The sequence below is a fragment of the Micromonospora echinaurantiaca genome (assembly GCF_900090235.1).
Taxonomy (GTDB): Bacteria; Actinomycetota; Actinomycetes; order Mycobacteriales; family Micromonosporaceae; genus Micromonospora; species Micromonospora echinaurantiaca.
In genome coordinates this window covers 2,049,865-2,068,198 of sequence record NZ_LT607750.1, presented here as the reverse complement: position 1 = coordinate 2,068,198, position 18,334 = coordinate 2,049,865, and the positions used below count along the sequence as shown (strand labels likewise).

Annotated in this window: 17 protein-coding genes; 11 read left to right on the top strand and 6 right to left on the bottom strand. The window is 74.7% G+C overall.

The features are described from left to right. Nucleotides 1–4: 4 nt before the first annotated feature. Together GA0070609_RS09360 and GA0070609_RS09355 are read left to right on the top strand one after the other, a co-directional pair. Nucleotides 5–835, top strand: coding sequence for an ABC transporter permease (locus GA0070609_RS09360; RefSeq protein WP_088993446.1), 831 nt, complete (start codon nt 5–7; stop codon nt 833–835). Continuing rightward, nucleotides 832–1,899, top strand: coding sequence for an ABC transporter ATP-binding protein (locus GA0070609_RS09355; RefSeq protein ID WP_088993445.1), 1,068 nt, complete (start codon nt 832–834; stop codon nt 1,897–1,899). The genes GA0070609_RS09360 and GA0070609_RS09355 overlap by 4 nt, the downstream gene beginning before the upstream one ends. A 29-nt stretch (nt 1,900–1,928) precedes the next feature. Here the strand turns inward: GA0070609_RS09355 and GA0070609_RS09350 are convergent, their stop codons facing one another. After that, a complete protein-coding gene (locus tag GA0070609_RS09350) occupies nt 1,929–2,324 on the bottom strand; it encodes a MerR family transcriptional regulator (protein WP_088993444.1) in 396 nt (131 codons plus the stop codon). A gap of 105 nt (nt 2,325–2,429) precedes the next feature. Between GA0070609_RS09350 and GA0070609_RS09345 the strand changes: the two genes are divergently transcribed. Further along, nucleotides 2,430–3,140, top strand: coding sequence for an SDR family oxidoreductase (locus tag GA0070609_RS09345; RefSeq protein ID WP_088993443.1), 711 nt, complete (start codon nt 2,430–2,432; stop codon nt 3,138–3,140). A gap of 129 nt (nt 3,141–3,269) precedes the next feature. Here the strand turns inward: GA0070609_RS09345 and GA0070609_RS09340 are convergent, their stop codons facing one another. Continuing rightward, nucleotides 3,270–3,683, bottom strand: a complete 414-nt coding sequence (locus tag GA0070609_RS09340) for a hypothetical protein (RefSeq protein WP_088993442.1) — start codon at nt 3,681–3,683, stop codon at nt 3,270–3,272. Nucleotides 3,684–3,893: 210 nt separating this feature from the next. On the opposite strand from GA0070609_RS09340, the gene GA0070609_RS09335 reads away from it, so the two are divergent. Further along, a complete protein-coding gene (locus GA0070609_RS09335) occupies nt 3,894–5,417 on the top strand; it encodes a chitinase (RefSeq protein WP_088997607.1) in 1,524 nt (507 codons plus the stop codon). Nucleotides 5,418–5,662: 245 nt separating this feature from the next. Then, nucleotides 5,663–6,244: a TOPRIM nucleotidyl transferase/hydrolase domain-containing protein gene (locus tag GA0070609_RS09330; protein WP_088993441.1), complete on the top strand. Its 582-nt coding sequence runs from the start codon at nt 5,663–5,665 to the stop codon at nt 6,242–6,244. Here the strand turns inward: GA0070609_RS09330 and GA0070609_RS09325 are convergent. After that, nucleotides 6,215–6,790: a GNAT family N-acetyltransferase gene (locus GA0070609_RS09325; protein WP_088993440.1), complete on the bottom strand. Its 576-nt coding sequence runs from the start codon at nt 6,788–6,790 to the stop codon at nt 6,215–6,217. The genes GA0070609_RS09330 and GA0070609_RS09325 overlap by 30 nt on opposite strands. 144 nt (nt 6,791–6,934) lie before the next feature. Here GA0070609_RS09325 and GA0070609_RS09320 point away from each other — a divergent pair, with 144 nt between their 5' ends. Genes GA0070609_RS09320 through GA0070609_RS35020 form a run of 4 tightly spaced genes read left to right on the top strand, consistent with a single transcriptional unit; the run spans nt 6,935 to nt 10,405 of the window. Then, the gene (locus GA0070609_RS09320; protein ID WP_088993439.1) at nt 6,935–7,459 is read left to right on the top strand and encodes a PadR family transcriptional regulator; all 525 of its coding nucleotides are present in this window, start codon (nt 6,935–6,937) and stop codon (nt 7,457–7,459) included. Next, a complete protein-coding gene (locus GA0070609_RS09315) occupies nt 7,456–8,136 on the top strand; it encodes an ABC transporter ATP-binding protein (RefSeq protein ID WP_088993438.1) in 681 nt (226 codons plus the stop codon). Before GA0070609_RS09320 ends, GA0070609_RS09315 begins: the two co-directional genes overlap by 4 nt. Beyond that, nucleotides 8,133–9,989: an FtsX-like permease family protein gene (locus GA0070609_RS09310; protein ID WP_197700243.1), complete on the top strand. Its 1,857-nt coding sequence runs from the start codon at nt 8,133–8,135 to the stop codon at nt 9,987–9,989. Before GA0070609_RS09315 ends, GA0070609_RS09310 begins: the two co-directional genes overlap by 4 nt. Before the next feature lie 59 nt (nt 9,990–10,048). Next, entirely contained in the window at nt 10,049–10,405 is a 357-nt protein-coding gene (locus GA0070609_RS35020) for an FtsX-like permease family protein (protein ID WP_331716934.1), read from the top strand. Between the two features lie 108 nt (nt 10,406–10,513). Here GA0070609_RS35020 and GA0070609_RS09305 read toward each other — a convergent pair whose 3' ends face one another. The 3 genes from GA0070609_RS09305 to GA0070609_RS09295 all read right to left on the bottom strand — a co-directional run bounded on the left by GA0070609_RS09305 (nt 10,514) and on the right by GA0070609_RS09295 (nt 14,351). Next, entirely contained in the window at nt 10,514–11,581 is a 1,068-nt protein-coding gene (locus tag GA0070609_RS09305) for a (Fe-S)-binding protein (RefSeq protein WP_197700242.1), read from the bottom strand. After that, entirely contained in the window at nt 11,578–12,963 is a 1,386-nt protein-coding gene (locus GA0070609_RS09300) for an FAD-binding oxidoreductase (RefSeq protein ID WP_088993437.1), read from the bottom strand. The genes GA0070609_RS09305 and GA0070609_RS09300 overlap by 4 nt, the downstream gene beginning before the upstream one ends. A gap of 146 nt (nt 12,964–13,109) precedes the next feature. Continuing rightward, complete coding sequence (locus GA0070609_RS09295; RefSeq protein WP_231928598.1) at nt 13,110–14,351, bottom strand: hypothetical protein; 1,242 nt, start codon at nt 14,349–14,351, stop codon at nt 13,110–13,112. 151 nt (nt 14,352–14,502) lie between these two features. Here GA0070609_RS09295 and GA0070609_RS09290 point away from each other — a divergent pair, with 151 nt between their 5' ends. Together GA0070609_RS09290 and GA0070609_RS09285 are read left to right on the top strand one after the other, a co-directional pair. Continuing rightward, the gene (locus GA0070609_RS09290; RefSeq protein WP_088993436.1) at nt 14,503–16,116 is read left to right on the top strand and encodes an NAD(P)/FAD-dependent oxidoreductase; all 1,614 of its coding nucleotides are present in this window, start codon (nt 14,503–14,505) and stop codon (nt 16,114–16,116) included. Between the two features lie 290 nt (nt 16,117–16,406). After that, nucleotides 16,407–17,414, top strand: coding sequence for a phosphotransferase family protein (locus GA0070609_RS09285; protein WP_088993435.1), 1,008 nt, complete (start codon nt 16,407–16,409; stop codon nt 17,412–17,414). The last annotated feature ends 920 nt before the right edge of the window (nt 17,415–18,334 follow it).

The window sequence follows — 18,334 nt, the reverse complement described above, 5'->3', positions numbered from 1 at the left end:
GCCGATGGCCCGCACCGACACCTCGGCTCCGCCACGGGTCAGGCCGGCCCGGGCGCGCCCGGGCATTCCCGTCGCGCTGCTGCTCCCGGCGGCACTCGGGCTGGTCTTCCTCACCCTGCCGCTGGTCGGGCTGCTGGCCCGTACGCCCTGGGCCGACCTGCCACGGCGGCTCGCCGAGCCCGGCGTGCTCACCGCGCTGCGGCTGTCGCTGCAGACCGCCACCCTGGCCACCCTGCTCTGCCTGCTGCTCGGGGTGCCGCTGGCCTGGCTGCTGGCCCGGGTCGAGTTCCCCGGCCGGCGGTTGGTCCGCGCCCTGGTCACCGTGCCGCTGGTGCTGCCGCCGGTGGTCGGCGGGGTGGCGCTGCTGCTGGTCTTCGGCCGGCGCGGACTGCTCGGCGGCTGGCTCGACGCGACGTTCGGCATCACCCTGCCGTTCACCACCGCCGGCGTGGTGCTCGCCGAGGCGTTCGTCGCGATGCCGTTCCTGGTCATCGCGGTCGAAGGCGCGCTGCGCGGGGCGGACCAGCGTTACGAGGAGGCGGCAGCCACCCTCGGCGCCGGCCGGTGGACCACCTTCACCCACGTCACCGTGCCGCTGGTGGCCCCCGGGCTGGCCGCCGGCGCGGTGCTCTGCTGGGCTCGGGCGCTGGGCGAGTTCGGCGCCACCATCACCTTCGCCGGCAACTACCCGGGCCGGACGCAGACCATGCCGCTGGCGGTCTACCTGGCGCTGGAGACCGACCTGGAGGCGGCCGTGGTGCTCAGCCTGATCCTGCTCACCGTCTCGGTTGCCATCCTCGCCGCCCTGCGCGACCGGTGGATCACCAGCCCATGACCGACGCGCTGCTCGACGCCCACCTCGTCGCCGACCGGGGCACGTTTCACCTCGACGTGCCGCTGCGGATCGCCGCCGGCGAGGTGGTCGCGCTGCTCGGCCCGAACGGCGCCGGCAAGACCACCGCGCTGCGCGCGCTCGCCGGCCTGCATCCGCTGACCGACGGGCACGTCACGCTGGCCGGCGCGGACCTGGACCGGCCCCGGCGCCGGGTGCGTACGCCGACCGAGCGCCGGCCGGTCGGCGTGGTCTTCCAGGACTACCTGCTCTTCCCGCACCTCAGCGCGCGGGACAACGTGGCCTTCGGGCTACGCCGGCACGGCCTGGACCGGCGTGCCGCCCGGCGGACGGCCCTCGACTGGCTCGACCGGGTGGGGCTGGCCGAGCACGCCCACCGGCGACCCCGGCAGCTCTCCGGCGGGCAGGCCCAGCGGGTGGCGCTGGCCCGCGCGCTCGCCGTCACGCCGTCGCTGCTGCTGCTGGACGAGCCGCTCGCCGCCCTGGACGCGCGGACCCGGCTGGACACCCGCGCCGAACTGCACCGGCATCTCGCCGCCCACCCGGGGGCGACGCTGCTGGTCACCCACGACCCGCTGGACGCGCTGGTGCTGGCCGACCGGCTGGTCATCGTGGAGGACGGCCGGGTGGTGCAGGAGGGCGACGCCGCCACGGTGACCGCCCGGCCGCGCACCGACTACGTGGCCCGGCTGGTCGGGCTGAACCTGCACCGCGGCAAGGCGGACGGGCACGTCGTGCGGGTCGCCGACGACCTGGCGCTCACCGTCGCCGAGCGGCTCGACGGGGACGCCTTCGTGGCCTTCCGGCCGGCGGCGGTGGCCCTGCATCCGGACCGCCCCGCGGGCAGCCCGCGCAACACCTGGCCGGCGCGGGTGAGCGGGGTGCAGCGGCACGGCGACAACCTGCGGGTGCAGTTGGACGGCCCGATCGTGGTCGCCGCGGACGTCACCCCGGCGGCCGCCGCCCAGCTGCGCCTGGCGCCCGGGCAGCCGGTCTGGGCGGCGGTGAAGGCCGCCGAGACCCACGCCTACCCGGCGAGCGGCTGACCGGCCCTCGACCGGCTCCGCCGGCCCGGTCACGGTCCGACGGCTTCCCCGGCCCCCGCGGGCGTCGAGCGGTCGGTGAAGAACTCCCGGGCCGCCTCGATCAGGGTGTCGAGCTTGTCGCGGGTGGCGACCAGGTCGGCGACCTTCGCGTCGATGCGGTCGCGCTCGGCCGACATCTTCCCGAGCATCTCCGGCGCGCTGACCGAATCGGGCGAGAACACGCAGGGAAGCAGGCCGGCGACCGTGCGGCTGGGCAGGCCGGCCGCATAGAGCCGCTGGATCCACTGGACCCGGGCGACAGCGCTCTCCGGGTAGTGCCGCTGGCCGCTCGCGCTGCGCTCGGCGGTCAGCAGCTTCTGCTCCTCGTAGTAGCGCAGGGCCCGGGTGCTGACGCCGGCCCTGGCGGCGAGCTCGCCGATGCGCACGGGTCCTCCTCACCATGGTCCGGGTCACAACATTTGCCTTTGACGTCAACGTCAGGTTTTAGCGTAGCGCCCGTACGACCCACTCATCGACCTTGGGAGACCAGCATGAAGATCGCCGATTCCGTCGCACTCGTCACCGGCGCCAACCGGGGCATCGGCCGCCGCCTCGCCGAGCAACTCGTGGCGCGGGGCGCGGCGAAGGTCTACGCGACCGCCCGCGACCCCGAGCGCGTCGACATCCCGGGCGTGGAGCCCCTCCGCCTGGACGTCACCGACCCCGCGTCGGTCGCCGCCGCGGCAGCCGTGGCCACGGACGTCACCCTGCTGGTCAACAACGCCGGCGTACTGACCCACGCCAACCTGGTCACCGGGGACATGGACCAGATCCGGCTCGAGATGGACACCCACTTCTACGGCACCCTGCGGCTGGTCCGCGCGTTCGCGCCGGTGCTGGGCGCCAACGGGGGCGGGGCGATCCTGAACACGTTGTCCGCGCTGTCCTGGTTCGCCTACGACGGCGCCAACGCCTACGCCGCCGCCAAGGCCGCCGCCTGGAACCTCACCAACGGCATCCGGCTCGAACTCGCCGGCCAGGGGACGCTGGTGACCGGCCTGCACCTCGGCGCCGCCGACACCGACATGAGCGCCGACGTCGAAGGGGACAAGGTGGACCCCGCCGAGGTCGCCCGGGCGGCCCTGGACGGCGTCGAGGCGGGCATGCTGGAGGTGCTCGTCGACGACTGGAGCCGGCACGTCAAGGCGTCGCTGGCCCGCGACCCCGGCGAGTTCTACACCTGGGTCGGCCGGGCCGCCTGAACTCCGATCTCCCGGACGCCCACGTCGCCAGTGGAAGGGGTGGCTCGACGCCGGCGACGTGCTGACCACGGGTGCCACCCGGGATCGGGCCCGCCACCGACCGGGCCGGACGTGGCGCCGCGGCGCTGCTCAGCGGGGCAGCAGGTCGGCGTGCGCGGCGCGCAGCCGGGTCAGCCCGGGATCGCTGCCCGGCACCACCCGGCGGTCCAGCTCGGCCCAGACCTCGGCGAGCGCGGTGCGCACCGCGTGCAGCTCGGCGGCGTGCCGCCGGCCGCTCTGCCGGTGCAGGTCGTCCAGGCGGCGCGCCCAGCCGGCGGTGACCTCGGCGAGCCGGTCGGCGTCGGCGCGGGCCTGGGCGGCGGTGCGGGCGGCGGCGGCCGGCACGATCGCGGCCACCGGACGGGCGTCGCGGTCGCGGGTGAGCACCGTGACGGTGTCGGTCAGCTCGGCGAGCGCGACGAGCTGGGTCAGCCGGGTGCGCGCCTCGCGCAGGGGCAGCGAGCGCGGCTGGGCCGACGGCGGGGTGCGGGCGGGGACAGCCATGGATGCATGGTGACCGCCGGGTACGACAATCTCCGGCCGGGCGTCCTGGTAGGACGGATCATCGGCGGAGGCAACGGCGGCCCGGTGGATCCGCGGCAGGAGTGCCGGACGAGGGCTGGACATCTACAGTTAACAATCCTAATAATTGTGCATCCGTCGATCCGACGGCCCTCGAACCGGGAGGTCCGGATGCGTCGCCCTGCCCGACACCTGTTGCTGGCCGCGGTCGCGGCCCTCACCACCGCCGCCGCCACCACGCTCGTCCTGGCCGCCCCGGCCCGGGCCGCCGGCCCGACCGCCACCTTCGTCAAGACCGCCGACTGGGGCACCGGCTGGGAGGGCAGATACACCATCACCAACGGCGGCACCGGCACGATCAACGGCTGGCAGGTCGCCTTCAGCCTGCCGGCCGGCACCACGCTCGGGTCCTACTGGGACGCCACGGTGAGCAGCGCCGGCCAGCGGCACACCTTCACCAACCGCTCGTGGAACGGCACCATCGCCCCCGGCGCCTCGGTCTCGTTCGGCTTCCTGGCCACCGGTTCCGGCTCCCCCACCGACTGCACGTTGAACGGCGCGCCGTGCGGCGGTGGCACCCCGACCAGCCCGCCGACCACGCCGCCGCCCACCAGCACCCCACCCACCACCCCACCGCCGACGACCCCGCCACCGACCACGCCGCCGCCCACCACGCCGCCCGCCGGCGGGCTGCCCAAGCACGCGCTGATCGGCTACCTGCACGCCAGCTTCGCCAACGGCTCCGGCTATCTGCGGATGGCCGACGTGCCGGCCGACTGGGACATCGTCAACCTGGCCTTCGGCGAACCCACCTCGGTGACCTCCGGCGACATCCGCTTCCAGCTCTGCCCGCCGGCCGAGTGCCCGGGCGTGGAGAGCGAGGCCGAGTTCATCGCCGCGATCCGCGCCAAGCAGCAGCAGGGCAAGAAGGTGCTGCTCTCCATCGGCGGGCAGAACGGCCAGGTGCAGCTCACCACCACCGCCGCCCGGGACACCTTCGTCCGGTCCGTCTCGGCGATCATCGACCGGTACGGGCTGAACGGGCTGGACATCGACTTCGAGGGGCACTCGCTCTACCTGAACGCCGGCGACACCGACTTCCGCAACCCCACCACGCCGGTGATCGTCAACCTGATCTCCGCGATCCGCGCGTTGAAGCAGCGGTACGGGGCGAACTTCGTGCTCACCATGGCTCCGGAGACGTTCTTCGTCCAGCTCGGCTACCAGTTCTACGGGCCGGGGCCGTGGGGCGGGCAGGACCCGCGCGCCGGGTCGTACCTGCCGGTGATCCACGCGCTGCGCGACGACCTGACCGTGCTGCACGTGCAGGACTACAACTCCGGACCGATCGTCGGGCTGGACAACCAGTACCACACGATGGGCGGGGCCGATTTCCACATCGCGATGACCGACATGCTGCTCGCCGGGTTCCCGGTGGCCGGCAACGCCAACGCCGTCTTCCCGCCGCTGCGCGAGGACCAGGTCGCCTTCGGCGCGCCGTCCTCGGTCAGCGCCGGCAACGGTTACGTCGCCCCGGCCGGGGTGCAGGCGGCGGTGACCTGCCTGGTACGCGGCCAGAGCTGCGGGTCGTACACCCCGCGCAGCGGCACCAACCCCAACTTCCGCGGCCTGATGACCTGGTCGATCAACTGGGACCGCTACTACAACTGGGAGTTCCGGCTGAACCACGGCCCCTTCCTGAAGGCACTGCCCTGACCGGCGCCTCCGCTCGCCGCCCGGTGCCCCGGCCGACCCCGGCCGGGGCACCACCGGGCCCGCCGGGCCGGCCGAGGCACCGCCGGCCGGCCGGGTCACCGCCGGCCAGCCGGGTCACCGCCGGCCGGACGGGTCACCGTGGTCGCGGTCCAGCGGCGCGGCGGCGGGCGTGGCGCACGGCGAATTACGGTGGGCGCGCGACGCGGTCGCCGGCATGATGGCCGGGACCGAGCTGGAGGTGTCCCGTGCGGATCGAACTCGGCGCCGTCGTCGACGCCCGCGCCGTCGTCCTGGTCGAGGGGGTCAGCGACCGGGCCGCGGTGCTGGCCCTCGCGGCCCGACGCGGTCGCGACCTCGCCGCCGAGGGCGTGCACGTGGTGGTGATGGGCGGCGTCACCAACGTCGGCCACTTCCTCGCCCGGCTCGGCCCACCCGGGCGCGACCTGCGGCTGGCCGGTCTCTACGACGAAAACGAGGAGGGCTTCGTCCGGCGGAGCCTGGAGCGGGCCGGCCTCGGCGCCGGCCTGTCCCGGGCGGCCATGGCAAAGCTGGGCTTCCACGCCTGTGTCGCCGACCTGGAGGACGAACTCGTCCGCGCGGTCGGCCCCGCCGGCGTCCGGGAGGTGTTCGCCGCCCAGGGCGAGCTGCGCGCCTTCCGGATCTTCGAACGCCAGCCGGCGCAGCAGGGCCGCCCGGTCACCGCCCAGCTGCGCCGGTTCCTCGGCACCCGGTCCGGCCGCAAGGAGGCGTACGGGCGGCTGCTGGTCGAGGCGCTGGAGCCGGACCGGATGCCCCGGTCACTGGACGCGGTGCTCGCGCACGTCTGACCCGCCGCGCCACTCGGGTTCCAGCACCGACCACACCTCGATGTCGATGCGCCGCCCGGCCGGGCCGGGGTAGACCTGCCGCAGCGTTCCGTCGTGGTGCATGCCGAGCCGGCGGGCGACCGCGATGCTGCGCGCGTTCTCGGCGTTGGTCCGCCACTCCACCCGCTGGATGCCCCGCTCCCGTACCGCCCAGTCGACGATCCGGGTGACCGCCCGGCTGATCAGGCCGCGCCCCTCGGCGCCCGGTTCCAGCCAGCAGCCCGCCTCGGCCACGCCGACCGCCACGTCGAACGAGACGAACATGACCCCGCCGACCAGGGTGCCGGCCTGCCAGATGCCCCAGATGCCACCTGCGTCGCGCGCCCAGCGGTCGGCGTAGCGCTGCAGGACGGCGCGGGCCGAGGGCAGGTCGGTGGCCACGAAGGACGGAGACACCCAGGGCGCGATGTGCTCGCGGGCCCGGTCCAGGTGGGCCAGGAACTCCTCGGCCAGCCACGGGTCGAGCGGACGCAGCTCGGCGTCCTCGGTGATGGGCAGGGCGAACACGGAACCTCCGTCGGGTGCGGGACAGGTCGCCCCTGATCTTGCCGCCGGCCGGAGCCGGCCGCCCGAGCGCCCCTGGCGGGACCGGACAGCCGGGAGCTTCCGGGTGTATACATCCGGCGTATACGCGGTGTGTATAGTCCCCGCATGTCGATCGGACAGACCTTCCTCGGCCTCCTGGAGGCCACCCCCCGGCACGGCTACGACATCAAACGCCTCTACGACGAGCGCTTCGGCCACGCCCGCCCGCTCGCCTACGGCCAGGTCTACGCCACCCTGTCCCGGCTGCTGCGCAGTGGCCTGGTCGAGGTCGAGGCCGTCGAGCCCGGCGAGGGCCCGGAGCGTAAGCGGTACGCGATCACCGACGCCGGTGTCACCGACGTGGCCGGCTGGCTGGCCCGCGCCGAGAAGCCCGAGCCCTACCTGCAGAGCACCCTCTACACCAAGGTGGTGCTCGCGCTGCTCACCGGCCGCAGCGCCGCCGATCTGCTCGACGTGCAGCGCGCGGAGCACCTGCGGATGATGCGCGAGCTGACCCGCCGCAAGCGCGACGGCGACCTCGCCGAGCAGCTGATCTGCGACCACGCCCTGTTCCATTTGGAGGCCGACCTGCGCTGGCTGGAGCTGACCGCGGCCCGCCTCGACGAGCTGGCCAAGGCGGTGCTGGCGTGACCGCCCCGCTGCTGGTCGCCGATGACCTGCACCGCTGTTTCGGGCCGACCCGGGCCCTGGCCGGCGCCAGCCTGCGGGTCGACCGGGGTGAGGTGGTGGCCGTGATGGGCTCGTCCGGCTCCGGGAAGTCCACCCTGCTGCACTGCCTGGCCGGCATCGTCCGGCCGGACTCCGGCCGGGTGCTCTTCGCCGGGCGTGACCTGGGCGCCCTCTCCGACACCGAGCGCAGCGCGCTGCGCCGCGCGGCGTTCGGCTTCGTGTTCCAGTTCGGTCAGCTGGTGCCGGAGCTGACCTGCCTGGAGAACGTGGCGCTGCCGCTGCGGCTGGACCGCGTCGGCCGGCGGGAAGCCGAGCGCCGGGCGGCCGAGTGGCTGGACCGGCTGGAGGTCGCCGAGGTGGCCGGCAAGCGGCCCGGCGAGGTCTCCGGCGGGCAGGGCCAGCGGGTGGCGGTGGCCCGTGCGCTGGTGACCCGGCCACAGGTGGTCTTCGCCGACGAACCGACCGGGGCGCTGGACTCGCTCAACGGCGAACGGGTGATGCGGCTGCTCACCGGGGCCGCCCGGGAGACCGGCGCCGCGGTGGTGCTGGTGACGCACGAGGCGCGGGTGGCCGCGTACTCCGACCGGGAGGTGGTGGTGCGCGACGGGCGTACCCGCGACCTGGAGATCGCGGCGTGACCCGGCTGCGTGCCGGCGCGGCCGACCTCGCGATGGGCGCCCGGATGGCCGTCACCGGTGGCCGGGACGGCTGGCTGCGTGCGCTGCTGACCGCGCTCGGCGTCGGCATCGGCGTGGCGATGCTGCTACTCGCCGCCGCCGTACCGCAGGCGCTGGACGCCCGGGAGGCCCGCGGCGACGCCCGCGACGACCTACGGATGGGCGCCCAGATCCCGGCCGCCGCGAACACCCTGCTGATCCGGGCGACCGACACCGCCTTCCGGGACCGGCCGATCCGGGGCCGGGTGCTGCGTCCGGAGGGTCCGGCCGCGCCGGTGCCGCCGGGGGTCGCCGCGCTGCCCGGTCCGGGCGAGGTGGTGGTCTCCCCCGCGCTGCGCGACCTGCTCGACTCACCCGATGGCGCGCTGCTCGCCCCGCGCCTCGGTGGCGCCCGGGTTACCGGCACCATCGGCGCCGAGGGCCTGGCCGGGCCGAACGAGCTGGCCTACTACCTGGGCAGCGACACGCTCTCGGCCGACGAGGGCGCGGCCCGGCTGGACGAGTTCGGCGGCGGGCTGCCGGGCGAGGGGTTCGGGCCGGTGCTCATGCTGCTCGTGGTGGTCATCTTCGTCGTACTGCTGCTGCCCATCGCGGTCTTCCTCGGCGCGGCCGTGCGGTTCGGCGGCGAACGCCGGGACCGGCGGCTGGCCGCGCTGCGGCTGGTCGGTGCGGACGCCGGCATGATCCGCCGGATCGCCGCCGGCGAGGCCGCCGCCGCCGCGCTGCTCGGCGTCGCGGTCGGTGGGCTGTTCTTCCTGGCCGGACGCCAGGTGGTGCCGCTGGTCACGCTGCTGGACCTGAGCGTGTACGCGGCCGACGTGCGCCCGCCGCTGCCGCTGGTCGTCGGGGTCGCCCTGGCGGTGCCCGCGCTGGCGGTGCTGGTGGCCATGGTGGCGCTGCGCGCCGTGGTGGTCGAGCCGCTCGGGGTGACCCGCCGGGCCACCCCGGTCCGTCGCCGGCTGGCGTGGCGGCTGCTGCTGCCGGCCGCCGGGCTGGGGCTGCTGCTGGCCGCCGCGGCCGGCGTCGCCCCGGCCGGCGCCGAGAACCAGACCGCGGCCGGCGCGGTGCTGCTGCTGGTCGGCACGGTCACCCTGCTGCCCTGGCTGACCGACCTGGTGGTACGCCGGCTGCACGGCGGCCCGGTGCCGTGGCAGCTGGCGGTACGCCGGCTCCAGATCGACAGCGCCGCCTCGGCGCGGCTGGTGAACGGCATCGCGGTCGCCGTCGCCGGCACCATCGGACTGCAGATGCTCTTCGCCGGCGTGGCCGACCAGTTCACCCACTCGACCGGGCAGGATCCGTCCCGCGCCCAGGTGCTGGTGCAGTTCCCGGCCCGGGCCGACGTCACCGCCGCGGTGGACCGGCTGGCCACCGCGCCCGGCGTCAGCGCCAGCAACGCCACGCTGGTCACCGGGCTCACCGCCGGGCACGACTACGCCGACCTGCGGATCGGCGACTGTGCCACGCTGGCCGAGTTTGCCCGGCTGGACCGCTGCGCCGACGGCGACGTGTTCCTGGTCCGGGATCCGGCAGCCGAGAGCCGGCCGGCCATCCGGCCCGGAGCGCCGTGGCGGTGGGCGACGGCGGCAGCTGGCAGGTGCCCGGGACCGCCCGGGAGGTTCCCGGCCGGCCGGACCCGGTCGGCCGTCAGGAGTCGGCCGTGCTGGCCACCCCGGCCGCGGTCGGGGCGGCCCGGCTGGGCCCGCTGCGCTCCGACGCGTACCTGCGGCTCGACCCTGGACGGCCGGACGCGATCGAGCACGTCCGCAACGCGGCCGCCGGCGGCGACCTGTTCGCCAGCGTCCTCACGCTGACCGGCACCACCCAGGCCACCAAGTTCGTCAACATCCAGCGCGGCCTCTACGTCGGCGCGGTGGTCACCCTGCTGCTGATCGCCGCCAGCATGCTCGTCGGCATCCTGGAGCAGCTCCGCGAACGGCGCCGGCTGCTGGCCATGCTGGTCGCGGTCGGCACCCGGCCGGGCACGCTGAGCTGGTCGGTGCTCTGGCAGACCGCGGTGCCGGTGCTGATCGGGCTGGCCCTGGCGGTGGTCTTCGGGCTGGGGCTCGGCGTGGTGCTGCTGCGTATGGTGCAGGCCCCGGTGGTGATCGCCTGGCCGGTGGTCGGCCTCTCCACCGCCCTCGGCGCGGCGGTGGTGCTGCTGGTCACCGGGCTCAGCCTGCCCGTGCTGCGGCGGCTCACCCGCCCGGACGGCATCCGGACCGAGTGAGCCCGATCCCGGCCGGCGCTCCCCCGCCGGCCGGGATCGGTCCGGCCGCCCCGGTCCGGCCCGGCGTCAGGGCCGGGTCAGACCGGCGGCGTGGAGGCGGCGCGGCCGTCAGGGCCGGTCAGGCGTGGCCGCCTCGGCCAGCAGCTCGGCCAGGTGTACGGCCCGCACGGCCGACCGGCGCCGGCGCAGCCCGGTACGCAGCTGGCGCAGACAGCCGGGGTTCACCGCCACCACCAGGTCCACCCCGGCGGCTTCGATCTCGTCGAGCTTGCCGTCCAGGATCCGCCGGGAGTCCTTCGGCCGCAGCAGCGAGTACGTGCCGGCGGCGCCGCAGCAGGTGGCCGCCGAGGGCAGTTCCACGTAGTCGGCGACCTGCCGGAGCAGCGCCCGGGGCTCGGCGAAGACCCCCAGGCCGTTGCGCAGGTGGCAGGAATCCTGCAGGGTGACCCGGGCCCGCCGGCCGGCCACCCGCAGCTCGACCCCGGGCGGGCGGCCGGCGAGCCAGGTGGACAGCTCCCGCACCCGCTGCGGCCCGAGCACCGAGGCCAGGTGTGCGGCGCAGCCGCCGGAGGTGGTCACGATGGTGCCCGGCAGCTCCTCGCCGAGCCCCCGGGCCAGCCGTTCGCCGCCGGCCAGGTCGCCGTTGTGCGCGTGCAGCGCCCCGCAGCAGCCCTGCGCCGCCGGTACGGCCAGCGTCGGGTCGAGGGACCGGGCCGCCCGGCTGACCCCCGGGTAGAGCCCCCGCTCGAAGCAGCCCAGCATGAGCTGCCCGGTCGGCGGGGCGGCGGCGGGGCCGCGGGCGGCGCCGCGTACCAGGCCGAGCAGGCGCAGCAGCCAGCGTTGCCCGGCGACCAGGGTCAGCGCGCGGGCGAGCGGTGGCCGGCGCCGGCCGCGCCACTGGTGCACCCGCCACTGCTCCAGCAGGCTGCCGTACTGCACCCCGGCCGGGCAGACCGGTTCGCACGCCCGGCAGCCCAGGCAGAACGAGGACTGCTCGGCGAGGGTGGGGTCGTCCGGAGGCAGCGTGCCGTCCTGCAGGGCCCGCATCAGGGTGATCCGGCCGCGCGGCGAGGACGCCTCGTCGCCGGTCATCGCGTACGTGGGGCAGGCCGGCAGGCAGAAGCCGCAGGAGATGCAGCGGGACAGCTGCTCGGGGTCGAACACGTCGCCGCTCACGAGCCCAGCTTTCCGGGGTTGAGGATGCCCGCCGGGTCGAAGGCGGTCTTGATCCGGCGGAGCAGGGCGAGCTGGTCGTCGCCGAGCCGGGCGGCCAGGAACGGCAGCTTCGCCGCGCCCACCCCGTGCTCGCCGGTGATGGTGCCGCCGAGGTCGAGGGCGGCGGCGAAGACGTCGGCGAAGGCCGCCTCGGCGCGGCGTACCGCGTCGGTGTCGTCGGCGGAGTCGAGGACGCAGGTGGGGTGCAGGTTGCCGTCGCCGGCGTGGCCGAAGGTGGCGATGGCGACGTCGTGCCGGGCGGCGATCGCGTCGATCCGGTCGACCATCTCGGCGATCCGCGGCCGGGGGACGGTGGCGTCCTCCAGGATGGTCACCCCGCCGCGCCGGGACAGCGCGGGCAGCGCGCACCGCCGGGCGGCCAGCAGCGCCTCGGCCTGGGCGACCTCGCGGGCGGTGGTGACCTCCACCGCGCCGGCCGCGACGCAGGCCGCGCCGATCCGGTCGAGGTGGGTGGCGACCAGGTCCGCCGGGCCGTCGTCACCGAAGAGCAGCAGCGCCCCGGCGTCGGTACGCAGCCCCAGGTGCGCGAAGTCCTCCACGGCGTCGATGCAGGCCCGGTCGAGGAACTCCAGGGTCGCCGGCACCACCCCGGCCCGGATCACCCGGGCCACCGCCTCCCCCGCCTCGGCCAGCGACGGGAAGTACGCCACCCCGGTGTTCGCGGACGCGGGCGCCGGCAGCAGCGCCACGGTCGCCTCGGTGAGCACCGCGAGGGTGCCCTCGGAACCGGTGAGCAGTCGGGTGAGGTCGTAGCCGGCCACGTCCTTCCAGAGCCGGCCGCCGGTGCGGATCACCTCGCCGGTGGGCAGCACCGCCTCCAGCCCGAGCACGTAGTTGCGGGTGACCCCGTACTTCAGCCCGCGCAGCCCGCCGGCGCAGGTGGCGATGGTGCCGCCCACGGTGGCGACGGTCCGGCTGCCCGGATCCGGTGCCCAGAGCAGCCCGTGCGCGGCGACGGCGTCGGCCAGCACGGCGCTGGAGACGCCGGGCTGCACCCGGGCCAGCAACTCGTCCGCGCTGATCTCCAGGATCTCGTTCAGTCGGGTCAGCACCAGCACGATCCCGCCGCGCAGCGGCACGGTGGCCGCGCACAGGTTCGAGCCCGCGCCGCGCGGCACCACCGGCACGCCCTGCCGGGTGGCCAGCGCCAGCACCGCGGCGACCTCGGCGGTGTCGGCCGGGAAGACCACCGCGTCCGGCCGGTGGGTGAACAGCGGGGTGGCGTCGCGGGCGTACGCGACGAGGTCGCCGTCGGCGTCGTGCACGTTCGCCGGGCCGACGATGCCGGCCAGTTCGGCCCGGACGGTCGCGGACAGTGCCATGCCAACCCTTCCCGGCACGCCGGCCGCGCCCGAAGATTTCTGTCGGCCACTGATCGTTCGGCCGGCAATCACTTTCATCGGATCATAGTGAGCGGCGCCGGTCAGGTGAAGACGCCGGTCGTTCGGGCGCGCCGGCTCCGGGCGGGTCAGATGATGAAGTGGGTCCAGTAGGCGAGCCAGGTGACGAAGAGCGCGCCCTGCAGCAGGGCCAGGGCGGCGGTCAGCCAGACGTCGAGGGTGGCGTGCCGGGCCCATCGGGCCAGGGCCAGGCCGACCGGGAACACGGCGAGCAGGTAGCGCAGCAGGCTCTTGTACACCGGCGGGCCCATCGACAGCGGCACCAGCACCATGATCAGCCCGTAGACGAGATACGGCAGGCCGATCTGGCGGGCGGCCGCGAGCAGGACGACCAGCACGGCCACCGCGATCCACACCCGCAGCGCGTCCCGCGTCGGCGCGTCGGTCAGGCCGTGCCAGATCACCCGCAATGGGTTCTGCACGCTGATCCCCCAGCCCTTCTCCTGGGTGTGCTTGTAGGCGAACCAGTCCCCGCTCTGCCAGTAACAGAAGGCCATGAAGGTCAACCAGCCGGCGGGCACCAGCAGCAGCGGCCAGCCGGTGCGGACGTACCGCCACAGCGCCCGCGGCCCGAGCCGGTAGTCGCCCTGCCGCAGCAGCACCAGGGCCAGCGGGAGGACGACGAAGAACCCGACCGAGCGGCTCAGCGCCAGGAAGAAGCCGACCACGCCGACCACCAGCCAGCGCCGCCGCTCGGCGTAGTGGAACGCGGCCAGCGCCAGGCAGAGGAAGAGCGACTCGGTCAACGCCGCCTGGAACAGGAACGCCGCCGGCAGCAGCACCAGGTAACGGACGAACCGGCGGGCCGCCGGGTCGTCGCCGAGCAGCCGCTCCCCCAGCCGGTACGCGTAGTAGAGCATCAGCAGGAACGCGACGTTGGCGACCACCAGCAGGGCCAGCGCGGTGTCCCCGCCCAGCAGCGGAGCCAGCGGCCGGGCCAGGAACGGGTAGAGCAACGGGAAGCCGAAGTCGCGCCAGGGCTCGTCCAGCGGCAGCCGGGCCAGGTGGTCGTAGAGGAACGTGTCCCAGGCGAACCAGAGCGAGAACCACCGGTGACCGGAGACCGCCCGCTGCTGATCGCGCATCGCCGTCTCGTACGGCGGCGGCGCCCAGGGCGCCTCGTCGAAGGCGCTCAGCGCGAGCAGCCCGAGGAGGCTGAGCACCACCTTCGTACCGACGAAGACCGCCACCACGTACGGCCAGGGGGCCGGCACCCGGGTGACCGCCCGCCGCGCCCCGGCCGCCAGCTGCCGGGCGCGGCCGGTGAACGCGCCGCGCTCGGCCGCGTCGGCCCGCCCCCTGTCGCCCATGCCTCTCCCGGATCCGGCCACCCGGCCACGAACGGTGCCACATCCCCGTTCCGCGGCCGTTGACACGTCGGCCGGCCTGCGGAACCCGGGGGTGACATCGCCGTCAGGGTGGGTAAGCCGGCCCGTCCACAACGGCAGAAAGTGGCAGGTCATGGCTGACGAACGCGGCACGGTGGTCATCGGCGCGGGGCCGGCGGGACTGACCGCGGCGTACGAGTTGCTCCGGCGGGGCGCCCCGGTACGGGTGTTCGAGGCGGACGAGGTGGTCGGCGGGATCAGCCGCACCGTCGAGCGGGACGGCTGGCGCTTCGACATCGGCGGGCACCGGTTCTTCACCAAGGTGCCCCGGGTCGAGGAGTTCTGGCACGAGGTCCTGCCCGACGAGGACTTCCTGCTCCGCCCCCGGATGAGCCGGATCTACTACCGCGGCGCGCTCTACGACTACCCGCTGAACGCGACCAACGCGCTGCGCAACCTCGGGCTGCGCGAGGCCGCGCTCTGCATGGGCTCGTACGCCCGGGCGCGGCTGCGCCCGCCGAAGGACCAGTCGCACTTCGAGGGGTGGGTCTCGGCCCGGTTCGGCTGGCGGCTCTACTCGATCTTCTTCAAGACGTACACGGAGAAGGTCTGGGGCATGCCGGCCGACCAGTTGCAGGCCGACTGGGCAGCCCAGCGGATTAAGAACCTGTCGCTGGCCAAGGCGGTCCGCAACGCCGTGCTGCCCAAACGCAACCGCAAGGACGTGACCAGCCTGATCGAGGAGTTCCAGTACCCGAAACTGGGGCCCGGCATGATGTGGGAGCGCTGCGCCGAGGAGGTGCGCCGCCGGGGCGGTCGGGTGGACACCGGGACGTGGGTGACCGCCGTGCACCGCGACCCGGAGCACCGCCGGGCGGTCGCCGTGACCGTCAACGGCGCGGGCGGGCAGCGTACCGAGCCGGCGGAGCACGTCGTCTCCTCGATGCCGATCTCCGAGCTGGTCGCCGCGCTGCGCCCGGCCGCCCCGCCGGAGGTGCTGGCCGCCGCGGCCGACCTGCGGTACCGGGACTTCCTCACCGTCGCGCTGGTGGTGCCCGAGGAGTTCTCGTTCCCGGACAACTGGATCTATGTGCACGACCCGGCGGTGAAGGTGGGCCGGATCCAGAACTTCGGATCGTGGTCGCCGCACCTGGTCAAGGACGGTCGCACCTGCCTCGGCCTGGAGTATTTCGTCTTCGAGGACGACGAGACCTGGCGTACGCCCGACGCCGACCTGATCGCCGCCGCGACCGCCGAGCTGGAGCGGCTGGGTCTGGTCCGGCCGGGCGTCGTCGAGGCCGGCTACGTGGTGCGGATGCCGAAGGCGTACCCGGTCTACGACGAGCGTTACCAGCACAACGTCGACGTGATCCGGGAGTGGCTGGCCCGCGAGGTGCCCAACGTGCACCCGGTCGGCCGCAACGGCATGCACCGGTACAACAATCAGGACCACTCGATGTTGACCGCCATGCTCACCGCGGAGAATATCGCCTGCGGCACCCGCCACGACGTCTGGTCCGTCAACGTCGAGCAGGACTACCACGAGGAGTCCGCGGGTGGCGACGGGCGCGGCGACGGCGACAGCCGGCACGGCACCGGCCGGGACGCGCCGGTCATGCCGGCCCCGCCCCTCGGGACCGCCGGGACCTCCGGGACCGCCGGGACCGCCGGGACCGCCGGGACCGACGGTGACGGTCGCGCGCGGAAGGCACCGGTCGAGCAGCCGGCACAGATACGCCTCGGCTGACGCACAGGCTGGCCGGTCGCTGGAGTAGGGGCTGGCGCCCTTTGGAGCTGATGTCGCAGACGACTCAGCCGCCCGGGCGCCGCTCGCAGCAAACACGTCGGGTACCAGGCGCAGGAGGTTGGGCGAAGAGGGCTGGGCGCAAACGTCGCAGCGCAAGGGCTTCGCGCAAGGGTTGAGCGCGACGGGCAGCGCCGGTGCCGGGTACCGGTCGGCGGGTGCGCGGGGCGGACGGAGCGCGGGGGCGCGCACTAGTCTGGCCCGGTGACACGGATGGCGCGGCCGGGCGCGCGATGAGCGGGCCGAGTCCCACCCAGCGCGTCCTCTCCGCCGCCGACCTGGCCGACTACGTCCGTGCCTCGTTCGGGCCGGACCGTGGCGTGGCGGCCTGCGGCCCGCTGGCCGGGGGCGGCTTCGCCGCCGTCTGGTGGGTCCGCCTCGACGACGGCCGTGAGGTTGTCGTGAAGGTCGCCCCGCCGCCCACCGTCCCGCTGCTGCGCTACGAGCAGGGCCTCACCGCCGCCGAGGCCCGCTACTTCCGGCTGGTGGCGACGCACGCGCCGCGGGTTCCCGTACCGCCGGTGCTGCACCACGGTGTGGATCCGGTGCTGGGCGAGTGGCTCGTCACCGGCCGGCTGCCCGGCCGGTCGCTGAGCGACCTGGCGGCGTCCGGAGGGGACGGTGACCGGGCCCGGTACGACTTCGGAACGGCGCTGGCCGAGGTGCACCGGGTCACCGGCGACCGCTTCGGCTACGACGACGGACGTACCGGCGGGTCGACCTGGGCCGAGGCGTTCACGGCGATGATCGAGGAGCTGCTGGCCGACGGCGTCGACTGGGGCGTACCCGTGCCGGCGCAGCGGATCCGGTCCGTGGTGCGGCGGCACCGCCGGCTGCTCGACCAGGTACGCCGCCCGGCGCTGGTGCACTTCGACGGCTGGGACGGCAACGTGCTCGCCGAGCCGGCCGGCGGCGGCTCGTACCGGATGTGCGGGCTGGTCGACGGGGAGCGCTACCTCTTCGGCGATCCCATGGTGGATCTGGTCTCCCCCCTGCTGCTCCGCCGGGCGGAGGACGAGCCGGACCATCCGTTCCTCCATGGGTACGCCGCCGCTGCGGACGACCCGCCGGTCTTCGACGCCAACCTTCGGCGCCGCCTCGGGCTCTACCGGATGCACCTCTACCTGCTGATGACCGTCGAGATGCCCAGCCGTGGGATGACCGCGGACAGCCACCCCGACCGGCGCGTCGGGCTCGCCCGCCTGCTCGACGAAGAACTCACCGCCCTGTCCCACGACTGATCCCGGCGCGGTGACCTGACGGGCGAGTGGTGGTGGCCTGAAGGGGCGGCGGACGGTTTTGCGGCCGCTCCTGGTCGTGGCGGTGGACTGCTCGTGCAGGTCGCGTAGCCCGGGCGGCCGGACGTGTCGTGGCCCGGGCGGGCGGTCCACGCCGGCCGTGATGCCGCGTGATGGACTGCTCGTGCAGTTCGCGTGGCCCGGGCGGCCGGACGTGTCGTGGCCCGGGCGGGCGGTCCGCGCCGGCCGTGATGCCGCTGCGTCATGAATATGCGGTTGTGTCATCTTGCGTGTGCCTGGCCGATTCACGCCGCGTTGGTCCTTCCGTCGTGATCGACTCCGGTTGCGGCATGTGGCGCCATTGATGGCTCGAGGACACCCGCACGTCCCGTATCTGGTGTGGATCACCAGGGTGCGTGGTGAGTCGTTGGCGACATCAGCTCCACAGCGTGCCGGTCGGCCCACGCTTGCGCCGGCGGGCCGGTGCAGTCGTGATGCCGGGCGAGGGCCGGAATGTCCGTTTCGGTGTGTGTCCGGCTGTGCCGGTTGGGTAGTTTGGGTGCGGCTGTGGGGTGGGCGGGGCCACGCTGGGGGTGGAATCGGGGGCGGGTCGGGGTCGTTGAACATGGCATACCCGCGCCACACCCCCGCGGTGCTGGCATGCGGGTGGAGCGGCCCGGCCGGATTGCAGGGCGGAATGCCTACCGGCCGCGGGTCGTTGACCAATCCCCGGACGGGTCGAGCAGGCCCCCTGGAGTCGCCCGGAATGGCCGGCCGGCCCGGGTCGTTGAACAACCCCGGACGGCCGAAGCAGGCCGCCGATACACCCGGCCTCGGAGCCCCCGGAAATGGCGGGCCTGCCCGGATGGGTTACACCCCCGGTCGCCCGGCGTCGCCCGGAGCGATCCACCCTTTCGCACGAC